The following is a 13849-nucleotide window of genomic DNA, read 5'->3' as shown; positions in this document are numbered from 1 at the left end:
GTCGGGAAGAGCAGGACATCTCTGATGGCAGCACTATCTGTCAACAGCATAACAAGTCTGTCAATGCCATATCCTATACCACCGGTAGGCGGCATACCGATCTCCATAGCGTGAAGGAAGTCCTCATCTGTATGGTTGGCTTCCTCGTCACCTGCCTCAGCAAGTGCATCCTGAGCCTTGAAACGCTCTCTCTGATCGATAGGATCGTTAAGCTCTGAGTAAGCATTACACATCTCACGTCCGTAGATGTAAAGCTCGAAACGCTCAACCTTTGAAGGGTCTGATGGCTTCTTCTTTGTAAGAGGTGAGATCTCAACAGGGTGATCCATGATGAATGTAGGCTGTATCATCTTCTCCTCGCAGAATGTCTCGAAGAAGAGGTTCTCGATATCACCGATCTTGTGGTGATCCTCAAACTCGATGTGGTTCTTCCTTGCAAGCTCACGAGCCTCCTCAAGATCCTTAACTGTATCGAAGTCGATACCTGTCTCCTCCTTGATAGCCTCTGTCATGGTCAGACGACGGAATGGCTTTCCAAGGTCGATCTCTGTGCCCTGATATGTGATGGTTGTTGTACCGCAAACCTTCTCGGCAAGGTAACGGAACATGGACTCTGTAAGCTCCATCATACCATTGTAGTCTGTGTATGCCTGATAAAGCTCCATAAGTGTAAACTCAGGGTTGTGACGTGTATCAACACCCTCGTTACGGAATACACGGCCGATCTCGAATACTCTCTCAAGCCCACCGATTATAAGTCTCTTAAGGTAAAGCTCAAGAGAAATACGAAGCTTAACGTCCTCATTAAGAGCATTATAATGTGTCTCGAATGGACGTGCTGCTGCACCGCCGGCATTGGAAACAAGCATAGGAGTCTCAACTTCCATGAAATCACGTCCTGCAAGGAAGTTACGGATCTCACTGATGATCTGTGAACGCTTGATAAATACCTTCTTTGATTCCTCGCTCATGATGAGGTCAACGTATCTCTGTCTGTATCTTGTGTCAGTGTCCTGGATTCCGTGGAACTTCTCAGGAAGTGGATAGAGAGACTTTGAAAGAAGAGTAAGCTTCTCTGCATGAACAGATGTCTCGCCTGTCTTTGTCTTGAATACATAACCCTCGATACCGATGATATCGCCGATATCAAGCTTCTTGAATGCCTTGTACTCATCCTCGCCGATACCGTCACGAGCTACATAAGCCTGGATTCTGCCCTGCTTGTCCTGAAGGTGTACGAATGAAGCCTTACCCATGACACGCTTCAGCATGATACGTCCTGCGATAGCCACATGCTGATTCTCAAGAGTCTCGAAATTCTCTCTGATCTCCTCTGAATGATGTGTCTGCTCGAACTTTGTGATTTCAAACGGATCCTGTCCTGCTGCCTGAAGCTCTGCAAGCTTGTCGCGACGAGCCTGTACGATGTGATTTGTATCCTCAACAGGCTGATTGTTCTGCTGATTGTTCTGCTGATTCTCTGCCATGTTTCTCTCCCTCTTTGATATGAAATCCGCACATGAAGAACCATGTGCCTGTTCTTCCTAAATGCAGGTCGTTTAAACCTGCACTCCGCTTTATGCTAATGAAGACGGCCGGGCCACATTCACCCAGCCGTCAGATATTAAAACTTGACTATATTATATTATCTACTTTAATCTCCGGAATCCCAAGGCTCTGCTTCTTCGCAGAAAACCACCATCGTTCCTTGGGGAATTTCAGACATTATGACTCGCAAAAAAGACTAATGAAATTACTCAGCCTCGTGACGAGCTACCTCAAGTACCTTGAACTTGAGAAGACCTGCATCAGTCTCAACCTCTACCTCATCACCTGCTTTATGATGAAGAAGAGCATGTCCTACAGGAGACTCGTTTGAGATCTTTCCTGCAAGGCTGTTTGCCTCTGAAGAACCTACGATATAGTATGTAACTTCCTCGTCAAACTCCTCATCAAGAAGAACAACGCGGCAACCTACATTGATCTCACCCTCAACAGTATCGTCTACAACCTCTACATTCTTGAGAAGTGTCTCAAGCTCAACGATTCTGGCCTCAATATCACGCTGCTCATCCTTCGCTGCATCATACTCGGCATTCTCTGAAAGATCGCCCTGCTCTCTTGCTTCCTTGATCTTTGCAGCGATCTCCTGTCTGCGGTTTACCTTAAGATCATGAAGCTCTTCCTCATACTTCTTGAGACCTGCACGTGTGAGTAAGTTTTTCTTTACTGTCTGCTCCTCTGCCATGTTTGCCATAGCTCCTTTCACATAAAAAACTGATTATACCCGGGGCGGTCTACCCATATCCCGGTCATATCTTAAATGATCAGAATGCAAAAATCTTTGATGCATCAGAAATTTTTGTATCCCTCTCATATGCCTCGGCCAATGCCTACGTTCTCAACACATCCTCGATGCGTGAAAATTCTGAATCCCTATGCACCGGATAATGCCTGTTAATCTCTGCTATGCTCATCCACAGTGCCTGTAAAACCACAACTCCGGTAACTTAGATGTTAAAATTTCGGCTTTTAGGCGCAATATTACACCTTTACCTTGCGATTTTACAAATGCTGATTTTATACATTAATAAGTAGTTTGTCAACCAGCTCATAGAGTTTTTCAATGCTCTCCGCAGTATTTACCTGAGCTCTCAGACGGGATGAGTTTGGAAGTCCTTCCGTATACCATGAAATGTGCTTTCTCATCTCACGTATAGTTGTGAACTCACCCTTTATTTCCCGCATCAGCTCTGTGTGTCTGTGGATCATATCTATGATTTCTTTAAGTTCAGGTTTCGGAAGAAGTTCTCCTGTTTCAATGAGGTGTACCGTCCTCCTGAAGAGCCACGGATTGCCCTGGGCGCCTCTCGCGATAGCCACACCGTCGCAGCCTGTCTCATCAAGCATTCTCTTTGCATCTTCGGGTTCAAAAATGTCTCCGTTACCGAATACCGGTATCTTAACAGCTTCCTTTACACGTCTTATAACGTCCCAGTCTGCCTTTCCTGCGTACATTTGAGAACGGGTTCTTCCATGAATAGTCACAGCGGATACACCGGCACTTTCTGCCATCTTTGCGAATTCGACTGCAGTATCATCCTCCTTCATGAAGCCCTTTCTGAACTTCACAGTTATGGGGACATGGCACTTTTTCACCATCCGGCTCAATATATCATAGGCAAGGTCAGGATGATTCATAAGATCACTGCCCTCATGGTTGTTTACGATCTTTCCCACAGGACATCCCATGTTCACATCTATCATGTCAAATCTGTCCTCTATCTGATGGGCGATATCCGACATTATTTCAGGATCCGAGCCAAAAAGCTGAACCGCAACCGGAGTTCCGTCACCATCCCTTTTCATAAGCTCTTCCGTATTTTTATTCTTATAAAGAATGGCCTTTGCGCTGACCATCTCTGTTGTGGTGAGTCCGGCACCCATTTCATGTACCAGTGTTCTGAAAGGGAGGTCTGTAACCCCCGCCATGGGCGCCATCACCACGTTGTTTTTCAGTTCAATGTTTCCAATTTTCATTATTATTCTTTCATTATTTCTTCGAAATGAGGATCATTCCCCAAATAGCGTATGATATGCTGTGTTCTCGGCGTCGGGATCATCCGGGTGAACCGGCATGTCCCAGGAGCCTGTCATTCGGATGGAGCCCTGCTCCTCCTCTGTGACAACGCCTCTGTCCGGGTACTCCTCTGAGTCCTCATCTGAAGCATTAAGCTCCTCTAAGGTTGCTCTTCTTACCTCGGCGATTCCCTCAGGATTGTTGGCCCCGGGCTCGGCATTTCTGTCCTCATCCGTAATCTCCACCTCTCCATCGCCTCTTCTTACATTGCCATGAAGAGCCTGAATAGCTGAATAGTAGGTCTCAAGCTTTGTGAAAAGTGCCTCGTACTTCTCGGCGATGCTGTCAATCTTCTTTCTTGAGTTGTCCTCATCAAACATCACATCCCCGTCCTCATGCATTGACTTAAGCACCAGCTTGTTGTCAGCATTGAACTCCATAAGGAAGATTCCGCCGATCTCTTCCGTATACTCCACAGAGATTATCTTAAGCTCTTTAAGTACATCCTCCGGAAGATTGTTGTACTCCGGATTCATGAAAAATTTCTGATTATATGAATTAGCCGCACAAAGTACCACATTATTGCCTTCGAGGCTTGAATTTACATTTTTTAACATAGCTTTACCTCCATATCATATCGAACTCATACCCATTTTCACAGGATATCGGATCCCCAGGGAATTCGATTTCCATATATGTGTTTTTTGACTTTAGTCAAAAATCATCCTGCTAAAAAGATTTCTGAACGCTTTTTCCTTGATTGCGTTCAGAAACCTTTACATTTCATGAGTATCAGTTCCATCCCTGTCACCGTTCACCGTAACGCGCATGATAACACAATTATCAATTGTGTGCAAATAAAAAGATGATCAAATAATACTTGTCCCATCGGTGAGCCGGAATATCAAAAGCCTCCCATGAGGGCGCAACTCACGCGGGAAGTCCTGATAATAAAAAGGATGCGGTGAAGTAAATATACTCACCACATCCCTATCATATTTAATCTATTCCTTATCTGATCCATCCCATTCAGATACAGCCGTCATTATCTTACAAGAAGATTTGCGATTCTGTACTGCTCCTCAGGAATATCCTTCTTCATCTGAAGTGCTTCCTGGATGTCGAAATCCACGAACTCACCGTTCTTGTATGCAACTACGCGGTTTGACTTTCCTTCGCAGAGAAGCTCTGCAGCCTTTGCGCCCATCATAGATGCATAGTAACGATCCTTACAGGTCGGTGAACCGCCACGCTGGATATGTCCAAGGATGGTAGCTCTTGTCTCGATACCTGTTGCAGCCTCGATACGCTTAGCCATAGATGCACTGTGGCCGATACCTTCTGCATTGATGATGATATAATGCTTCTTTCCTCTCTTACGGGCCTCGATGATACGATTGATGATAGCCTGCTCGTCACCGTCGTAACGCTCAGGAATGAGGATCTCCTCGGCACCGTTGGCAACACCGCACCAGAGAGCGATGTAACCTGCTCTTCTTCCCATAACCTCGATGATGGAACAACGCTCGTGAGATGTGGAAGTATCTCTCAGCTTGTCGATAGCATCCATAGCTGTATTGATAGCAGTATCAAAACCGATGGTATAGTCTGAACATGCGATATCGAGATCGATGGTACCCGGAACACCGATGGTGTTAATGCCTAATGCCGAAAGCTTTCCTGCTCCGCGGAAAGAACCGTCACCGCCGACAACTACTATACCGTCGATTCCGTGCTTTCTGCAGATCTCAGCTCCGCGCTGCTGGCCCTCAGGTGTTGTGAATTCCATGCATCTTGCTGTATATAATATAGTTCCTCCATGGCTGATGGTATCGGATACGGATGTTGTATCCATATCAACGATCTCCTCCTGAAGAAGGCCTGCATAACCTCTCATGATACCTTTAACCTTAAGTCCCTCATGAATAGCGGTTCTTACAACAGAACGAACGCAGGCGTTCATTCCCGGCGCATCACCACCTGATGTTAAAACGCCTATTGTTTTTACAGATTTTGCAGCCATAGTTATTCCTCCACTTTTTGTCTAGTTTCTCCCTAATAATAGCCGTATGGCGACATTTGAAATCAAAGTATAACTCATCCGAAAGTCTGACTTTACCCTTCGGAATATAATGAATGCAGAAGCTTCTGACATTCATATATGACATGACACACATGCTTTTTTACCGCAGAAATGCCTTATCAAAGTATTTCAAACTGAGTCTATATAATAGTTTAATTTTGTACTTTTTTCAATACTTTGTATGTAACTTTGACATTTTTTTCACCAAGTAAGTACTCAAACTCTTTTAGTAGTGAATCATTCACATGAACCGCCTGATCGCGGTTGAGATTTTTCACTGCCTTTTCCTGTCTGAGATAAATCGAAACAAAATCAGACCCCTGATGTTCATATATGACCCTGCCTACTTTTTCCCTGAGACTAAGAAAACTGTCCTTGGATTCAAACTGCAGCCACAGCTCTTTGGGTGCTTCCTCAAAGCCGTAAATATTGTCTGCAATCAGTTTACTGTCTCCGTCACCGGTGCCGTCCACGTAACCGTAAATAAATACCTTTCTGTCCTCAGTAAGAAGTGAACGCTTTATCTCAAATACATTGGGGAATACAACTACCTCCACTGTTCCCACCATGTCTTCGAGCTGTATGAAAGCCATCTGCTTCTGCTGTTTGGATGTAATCTTGGTCTTAACCTCGGTTATGATACCTCCGATGGTGACTCTCTGTTTGTTTCTGAGATTGACATTTCCGGATTCAGGATCCCTTCGGAAGTCAAAGCTTGACGCAGAGACATTGGCCTTTATAACATCACTGTACTCATCCAGAGGATGACCGCTGAGATAGAATCCGAGAGCCTCCTTCTCAAACTGAAGAAGCTCTCCCTTGGTGAATTCAGTAAGCTTTGGCATGGTAATACGGAATTCAGCCGCTTCCTTGTTATCCTCTCCCAGAAGATCCGCGAGAGTCATCTGTCCGGCCATGGAATTCACCTTTTCCTTGGCCTTGCTGTCGATGATCATGGGAGTCATGGCAATCTTCTCTCTTCGGTTGCCCTTCATGCTGTCGGTGCCCCCGGCCTGGACAAAATACTCGATGGCACGTCTGTTAATGCCTTTCTCCGTCACTCTCATGACGAAATCTTCAAAATCCTTGAAGGGGCCGTGAAGTTTTCGTTCATTGATTATCTGAAGAGCTGCGCTTCGGCCTACACCTTTTACGGCGCTGAGTCCGTATCTGATGGAACCGTCGCTGACAGAGAAGCCAATCTCTGCCGTATTCACGTCCGGCGGAAGGATGTTTATGCCAAAGGATTTCACCACATCTATATATTCGGCAGTTTTTCCCTGATTATCCATAAAAGATGTCATAAGTGCAGCAAAAAATTCTGCCGGATAGTAGCAGCGGAGATATGCGGTCTGATAAGCCACAACTGCATAGCAGGCGGCATGAGACTTGTTAAAGGCATACTTGGCGAAATCTATCATCTCATCATAGATCCGATTGGCAGTTGCTTCATCAATTCCTTTGGCGATACATCCCGGGATGCCCTCCTCTTTATTGCCGTAAACGAAATTCTGCCTCTCCTTTTCCATGACAGAAGCCTTCTTCTTACTCATGGCACGGCGAACCAGATCAGAACGCCCCATGGAGTAACCCGCAAGATCCCGGACTATCTGCATTACCTGCTCCTGATAAACAATACATCCATATGTGTTCTCAAGGATAGGCTTTATCTCAGGACAGTCATAGGTGATGAGTCCCGGATTACGCTTTCCCTTTATATATTTGGGAATAAAATCCATGGGACCCGGTCTGTAGAGTGCAACGCCGGCTATGATATCCTCAATATTCTCCGGCCGTAACTCCTTCATGAAGTTTTTCATTCCCGCAGATTCCAGCTGGAACACGCCCTCGCATTTTCCGGCAGATATCATCTGGTAAACCTTAGGATCGTTGTAATCCATATTGTCTACAGTGAGATTGATGCCGTGAGACTGATTTGCGAATCTGATGGCGTCCTTTATAACCGTCAGGGTACGAAGACCGAGGAAATCCATCTTGAGAAGTCCCAGCTCCTCAATGGTCGTCATGGTGAACTGGGTTGTAATGGAACCATCCGATCCTCTGGAAAGCGGCACATAGTTCACAACAGGCTGACCAGAGATAACCACTCCCGCAGCATGCATGGAACTATGTCTCGGAAGTCCCTCCAGTCTCTTACTCATGGTGATGATACGATAGGTCTCTTCATCAGACTCGTACATCTTTTTAAGGTCAGGGCTCAGCTCCAGAGCCTTGTCCAGAGTCATATTAAGCTCATTGGGAACCAGTTTAGCTATCAGATCGCATTTTGCGTAAGGTATATCAAGAACACGTCCCACATCTCTGATAACGCCCTTTGCCGCCAGTGTACCGAAGGTGACGATCTGGGTGACATTGTCCTTTCCATACTTCTCTGTTACGTAATCAATGACCTCCTGACGTCTCTCATACTCAAAGTCCACGTCCACATCGGGCATGGTAACACGTTCAGGATTCAGGAAACGCTCGAAGATCAGGCTGTAGCGCATAGGGTCTATGTCGGTAATGCCTATGGCGTAGGCAACTATGGAACCTGCCGCAGACCCTCTTCCCGGACCAACAGATATATCGTGGGTTTTCGCAAAATGAATATAATCCCAGACTATAAGGAAGTAATCCACAAATCCCATGGATGTGATGGTATCAAGCTCATACTGAAGACGTTCTCTGTGTTTTTCCGCTTCCTCACCGTAACGTTCCTTAAGCCCGTTCTCACAAAGCTCTGTGAGATAACTAAGGGAAGTATATCCCTCCGGAACCTCATACTTTGGCAGATGATAATGTCCGAACTCTATATCAACATTACATCTCTCGGCTATTTTATGGGTATTATCCAGCGCTTCTGCTGCGTAGGGGAACAGCGACCGCATCTCTTCCTCTGACTTTATGTAAAACTGCCCTCCCGGATAACGCATACGGTTCTCATCCGCCACCTTTTTTCCTGTCTGAAGGCATAGAAGGATGTCATGTGCCTCTGCGTCAGTCTTGAAGGTATAGTGGATATCATTTGTGGCAACAAGAGGAATACCAGTCTCTTCATGAAGCTGCAGGAGACCGGCATTGACACGCTTCTGCTCCGGAAATCCATGATCCTGAAGCTCCAGGAAGAAGTTCCCTTCCCCGAAGATACTCTGATAATGAAGAGCCGCTGCCTTTGCCTCGTCGTACATGCTTCTGGCAAGATTTTTGGACACTTCTCCGGCAAGACATGCAGAAAGAGCTATGATTCCCTCATGGTACATACTAAGAATCTCATAGTCCACACGGGGCTTATAGTAGTAACCGTCTGTAAATCCTGCAGAAACTATCTTCATAAGATTCGCATAGCCCGTATCATTCTCCGCAAGAAGCACCAGATGATAATACCTGTCATCGCCTTTTACTATTTCTCTGTCGAATCTGGAACCGGAGGTCAGGTAGATCTCGCAGCCAAGTATGGGCTTGATGCCCTGTTTCTTTGCTTCTTTATAAAAATCTATGACGCCATACATAACTCCATGATCTGTGATAGCCATGGAATCCATACCCAGTTCCCTGCATCTTTCCACCATCTCCGGTATCCTGCCGGCACCATCCAAAAGACTATATGATGTATGAACATGTAAATGTGTAAAAGCCATCTGAAACTCCTTAATACAAAATATCAAAAAACTGCGTGCTCTTCGGGAATACCTGCCCATCTGCATTCGCTTCGCGATGGCCGGTGCTATATGCCGGATTTCTGCGGAATCCGCCGCCAGTCATGACACTTATCTAATCATAACACACAGAATCAAATTTTAGAATATATGTTCTTAAATATATATTCACGTTGGCCGAAAAATGCATATCCATGTATACATGATATTCCATTGTCAGCCAACACAAAAAGGCAGCCGCCTGAAGCGACTGCCTGAATATCATGTATAAATCTATATGTCAATTAAACTGCTTCACCGCGCAGATACTCTGAGATAGCCTCTACTGCATCATTCTCATCAGAACCCTCTGCAGATACAACAAGCTCCTGACCGTTGTTGATACCAAGTGCCATCATACCCATAATAGACTTTGCGTTTACTTTTCTCGGACCGTCTGCCATGTAAATACGTGACTCATATCTGCTTGCGATCTGTACAAGCATAGCAACCGGATGGTCATCAGATTTTTTTGGTAAGTTAACTACCACGTTTGTGTCCTTCATCATTGTCCTCCATGAAGATCAGCTAAATGTCCGCAATGAAAATACCTTCGCATTGCTAACCAACAAAAAACTCAACTTCTTTTTTATACTCCCCTTGCGGTTTTTTTACGTAACTCATCGGCAATACTTGCCAGCTTCCTCATACGATGATTGGCCCCGCTCTTTCCAATCGGTTCACTCAGACGTTCTGCAAGTTCAGCCAGGGAAGCATTGGGATCCTCTAACCGCTTCTCAGCTATCTCTCGCAGTCCCGGGTCTATCTTACGAAGCCCCAGTTCTTTCTCAATCAATTCTATATCTTCAATCTGCCGTATTCCCGCGGAAACTGTCCTCTGAAGGTTAGCAGTTTCACAATTCACACGGCGATTTACTTTCTCGCTGACTTCCTTCAGGATACGCGTGTTCTCAAATTCCATGAGTCCGTCAACCGCACCCATCAGGTTAAGAACATCGGAAATCTGTGAAGCATCCTTTAAGTACACCACCAGATGGCCGTTGCGATCCATGATTCTCGGTTCCAGCCCGAAGGTTCGGAGTTCCACCGAAACGCGGTCTGCATCTTCTGCTCCGTCGCATACAAACTCCAGATGATAATCCTTCTTGGGATCAGTAACCGACCCGGAATTCAAAAAGCGCTCTCTGACATAAGAACGAGTCTCAAAATCACGTGAATCGACGTTTCCAATATTAATAACTTTTTCATAAGCTGTAAAGTCTTTTTTCCTCAACTCATCCTTTACCCTGCTTGAAAAAGACACCTTAGATTTTGACCCTTGTGCCATAAAACCTCCGGGCATTATATAAAAGTATTATAATAACTCTTTGAAGCCTACCGTATTTTGTTGAACATTTTTCGCTTTATCAACACTTTTTGCTGTTTGCGATCAAAAGCAGCCGTCCATACAAACTTCTTATAGCGAAACAGCTTTCAGTATAAGAAATTTTTATAGAGTCACCGCAGACTGATGTCTCTGTGATCAAGCCGCAAGCCATAGTCCGCGTTTTTTTTCAGCCTTTCATAAAGAAGACATGCTATGGTGACCGATCGATGCTTTCCGCCGGTGCATCCGATTCCTATAACCAGCTGATTTTTTCCTTCCTCTATATAATGAGGAATCAGAAAGCTTATCATATCATGCAACTTTATCAGAAATTCTTCCGCCGTCCCATCCTTTTTTACGAAATCCCTCACGTCCTGATCAAGTCCCGTATGGGTCTTTAGTTCGGGAACATAGTACGGATTCGGCAGAAATCTCACATCAAAGAGAAGATCCGCATCATCCGGAATTCCGTATTTGAAGCCAAAACTGAGTATCGTCACCTGCAGATTCTCATAGGCACGATTCTCCTCAAAGATGTTTGCTATCTGCTTTCTGAGCTCTTTTGTAAGAAGATGTGAGGTATCGATGATGAAATCAGCATTATCCTTTAGCCATCCCATTTCCTGTCTCTCTGCTTCGATTCCGGTCTCCACACGTCCGTCCTTGCTGAGAGGATGAGCGCGTCTCGTTTCCTTGAATCTCTTGATGAGAGTCTCGTCGGAGGCATTGAGAAAAAGAACATCATAATCAACATTGCCCTTTATGTCCCAATCATCAAATATCTCCTTAAGAAGAGGCAGGTCTTTTCCCGAACGCACATCTATACCCAGTGCTGCCTTGGTTATCTGCTCGTTGCCGTCAGTAATGAGCTCTGCAAACTTTTCAACCAGTGGTATGGGAAGATTGTCAACACAGTAATACCCCATATCTTCGAGAGATTTTAAAGCTATGGTCTTTCCGGCGCCGCTCATGCCGGTAACTATCAGAAGTTTCCCCATAATTTGACCTCCGGAGTTAGCTCCACGCCCTGCTCCATAAGAACTCTTTTGCGGATCTCTCCTATAAGCCAGAAAATATCGGCTGCTCTTGCAGTTCCGTCATTGATCACAAAGCCGCAGTGCTTTTCACTAACCTGCGCTCCCCCATGTCTGAAGCCCCGGAGTCCGCAATCCTCGATAAGTTTTCCTGCGAAGTGGCCCTCGGGTCTCTTGAAGGTGGATCCTGCAGAAAATTTCTCTATGGGCTGCTTATCCTTACGTCTCTGCTGGTAATCCGCCATCTCTGCTTCTATGGCTTTTTTGTCACCCTTTTTAAGTGCAAATGTTGCTGCCGCCACAATATACCCCTCCTCGGGAACTATGCTGTACCGGTATCCAAGCTTTAGATCTGCTGCGGCAAGTTTCTTTATCTTTCCGTCCCTTGTGATGACCTCCACGGATTCGAGAACGTCACACATCTCTGTACCGTAAGCTCCGGCGTTCATGGTCACTGCGCCGCCTACAGTTCCCGGAATACCTCTTAAGGCCTCCATACCTGTAAGGCTGTGACTTGCGGCAAACTGGGCTGTCTTACCGAGAGATGTTCCGGCGAGAGCTCTGATGCGGTAGATTCCATCAGCATCTGCACATTCTGCATTTCCCCTGCCGCTCACAAATTCAATTCCGTCAAGAGCCTTTCCGATTTCTATAACTATGGAATCGACCCCCTCGTCGCTCACCAGTAAATTTGTACCGTTTCCTATTATATTGTATAAAAGCTTCTCTGAGTGTAAGAACTCTATGAGCTTCTGAAGCTCGTACTCATCCTCAGGAACCACGTAAACCTTTGCCGGACCGCCAACCCTGAAACTGGTATGTTTGTCCAGGGGTTCATTTTTTAATACTTTCACAAAACCTCCAAATCAGAGAAAATATCGGAGGAAGTCATATATGGGACAACCTCCGATTCTTATTATAGATATATTTCTGAAATCCATCCGGTACATATGACCGGAGCCTTAATACGAACGATAAAAAGCTATGGATTCATCTCATCATCATTCTTCATTCGCCTTCATATTGGCTGTAACTCTGTCATAAAGCACCTGAGCCGCATTGTAACCCATCTTCTTTGCACGGTTGTTTACTGCAGCACATTCAACTATGATGGCGATATTACGTCCGGGGCGAACCGGAATATCATAGCATATAACTTTGTTTCCAAGAAATTCTGTATAGTTATCCTTGAGTCCAAGTCTGTCGTAATCCTTGTCCTTTGACCACTCCGCAAGCTTGATAACCATGTTTATATTCTGAGTGTCCATAACGCACTCTACACCGAACATCTGCATTACGTCTATGATGCCAATGCCTCGAAGCTCGATAAAATGCTTGGTTATATCAGGCGCTGATCCTACCAGTGTCTCATCACTGACTTTTCTGATTTCCACAACGTCATCGGAAACCAGTCTGTGTCCGCGCTTAATGAGTTCAAGAGCTGCCTCAGACTTACCGATTCCGGAATCTCCCATAATGAGAACACCTTCACCGTAAACATCTACGAGAACTCCGTGAACGGAGATCATAGGAGCCATCTTGACTTTAAGCCATCCGATGATCTCAGCTTCAAGCTCTGTTGTGGGTCTCGGTGACTGGAGAAGCGGAATCTGTGCAGCACGGCATGCGTCTATCATGCAGCTGTCAGGTTCAATGTTTCTGGCATAAATGATGCAAGGCATATTATATCTTGTGATGGCATCATACTTGGCACGGCGCTGCGGAGCCTCAAATGTCATAAGATAAGCATTTTCAACATTTCCGATGATCTGTACACGCTCGGAATCGAACTGATCAAAGAAACCTGTGAGCTGAAGCGCCGGACGGTTTACATTTGGAATGTTGATAAATTTATCGTCGGTACTCACATCAGGTGTGAGATTTATAAGTTTTTCCTTCTTAATAAGTTCACTTACACTGACCTTGTCTACACTAGTCATAATGAGCCTCCATTCTGTAGAAACATAGTTAATATAAGTATATTTAGCCTAAGAGAAAAAATCAACTGACTGTAGGATATGACGATGTCTGAGGCAAATGGTTTATCCGTTTAATTCCCTGAAGAATCTGACATTTGCCTTGTAAAGCTTTTTAAAGCTTCCCGTCATACCATTCCATAAACTTGATTTC

At 45.2% G+C, this 13849-nt stretch carries 11 protein-coding genes; all 11 read right to left on the bottom strand.

What is annotated here, in order from left to right:
* The coding region (gene lysS, locus T515_RS13055) for a lysine--tRNA ligase (RefSeq protein ID WP_036611993.1) at positions 1-1487 on the bottom strand (1487 nt) is incomplete at its 3' end.
* Positions 1488-1753: 266 nt separating this feature from the next.
* Positions 1754-2248, bottom strand: a complete 495-nt coding sequence (gene greA, locus T515_RS13050; RefSeq protein ID WP_036611991.1) for a transcription elongation factor GreA — start codon at positions 2246-2248, stop codon at positions 1754-1756.
* A 332-nt stretch (positions 2249-2580) separates the two neighbouring features.
* Entirely contained in the window at positions 2581-3540 is a 960-nt protein-coding gene (gene dusB, locus T515_RS13045; protein WP_330372677.1) for a tRNA dihydrouridine synthase DusB, read from the bottom strand.
* Between the two features lie 33 nt (positions 3541-3573).
* Positions 3574-4197 carry a DUF6145 family protein gene (locus T515_RS16810; RefSeq protein WP_051671728.1) on the bottom strand — a complete coding sequence of 208 codons (624 nt, stop codon included), beginning with the start codon at positions 4195-4197 and terminating at the stop codon, positions 3574-3576.
* A 428-nt stretch (positions 4198-4625) separates the two neighbouring features.
* Positions 4626-5603: a 6-phosphofructokinase gene (gene pfkA / locus T515_RS13035; RefSeq protein ID WP_036611986.1), complete on the bottom strand. Its 978-nt coding sequence runs from the start codon at positions 5601-5603 to the stop codon at positions 4626-4628.
* A 212-nt stretch (positions 5604-5815) separates the two neighbouring features.
* The gene (locus T515_RS13030; RefSeq protein WP_036611984.1) at positions 5816-9301 is read right to left on the bottom strand and encodes a DNA polymerase III subunit alpha; all 3486 of its coding nucleotides are present in this window, start codon (positions 9299-9301) and stop codon (positions 5816-5818) included.
* 302 nt (positions 9302-9603) lie between these two features.
* Entirely contained in the window at positions 9604-9864 is a 261-nt protein-coding gene (locus T515_RS13025; protein WP_036611982.1) for an HPr family phosphocarrier protein, read from the bottom strand.
* 83 nt (positions 9865-9947) lie between these two features.
* Positions 9948-10646 (bottom strand): DNA-binding protein WhiA, encoded by a 699-nt coding sequence (whiA, locus tag T515_RS13020; RefSeq protein ID WP_036611980.1) that lies wholly within the window; start codon positions 10644-10646, stop codon positions 9948-9950.
* A 170-nt stretch (positions 10647-10816) separates the two neighbouring features.
* Entirely contained in the window at positions 10817-11683 is an 867-nt protein-coding gene (gene rapZ, locus T515_RS13015; RefSeq protein WP_036611978.1) for an RNase adapter RapZ, read from the bottom strand.
* Entirely contained in the window at positions 11668-12573 is a 906-nt protein-coding gene (gene murB, locus T515_RS13010; protein ID WP_036611976.1) for a UDP-N-acetylmuramate dehydrogenase, read from the bottom strand. Before murB ends, rapZ begins: the two co-directional genes overlap by 16 nt.
* Before the next feature lie 147 nt (positions 12574-12720).
* Positions 12721-13659, bottom strand: a complete 939-nt coding sequence (hprK, locus tag T515_RS13005; RefSeq protein ID WP_036611975.1) for an HPr(Ser) kinase/phosphatase — start codon at positions 13657-13659, stop codon at positions 12721-12723.
* Positions 13660-13849 lie beyond the last annotated feature (190 nt).

It is taken from the genome of Oribacterium sp. P6A1 (genome assembly GCF_000702885.1).
Classification (GTDB): Bacteria; Bacillota; Clostridia; order Lachnospirales; family Lachnospiraceae; genus Oribacterium.
Note: the sequence above shows the minus strand (reverse complement) of the source record. Positions and strands in the feature narration are given on the sequence as shown.

Bases quoted from the DNA above. Each gene is read 5' to 3' on its own strand.
- greA (WP_036611991.1), bottom strand. From the start codon at position 2,248: ATGGCAGAGGAGCAGACAGTAAAGAAAAACTTACTCACACGTGCAGGT.
- dusB (WP_330372677.1), bottom strand. From the start codon at position 3,540: ATGAAAATTGGAAACATTGAACTGAAAAACAACGTGGTGATGGCGCCC.
- T515_RS16810 (WP_051671728.1), bottom strand. From the start codon at position 4,197: ATGTTAAAAAATGTAAATTCAAGCCTCGAAGGCAATAATGTGGTACTT.
- pfkA (WP_036611986.1), bottom strand. From the start codon at position 5,603: ATGGCTGCAAAATCTGTAAAAACAATAGGCGTTTTAACATCAGGTGGT.
- T515_RS13030 (WP_036611984.1), bottom strand. From the start codon at position 9,301: ATGGCTTTTACACATTTACATGTTCATACATCATATAGTCTTTTGGAT.
- T515_RS13025 (WP_036611982.1), bottom strand. From the start codon at position 9,864: ATGAAGGACACAAACGTGGTAGTTAACTTACCAAAAAAATCTGATGAC.
- whiA (WP_036611980.1), bottom strand. From the start codon at position 10,646: ATGGCACAAGGGTCAAAATCTAAGGTGTCTTTTTCAAGCAGGGTAAAG.
- rapZ (WP_036611978.1), bottom strand. From the start codon at position 11,683: ATGGGGAAACTTCTGATAGTTACCGGCATGAGCGGCGCCGGAAAGACC.
- hprK (WP_036611975.1), bottom strand. From the start codon at position 13,659: ATGACTAGTGTAGACAAGGTCAGTGTAAGTGAACTTATTAAGAAGGAA.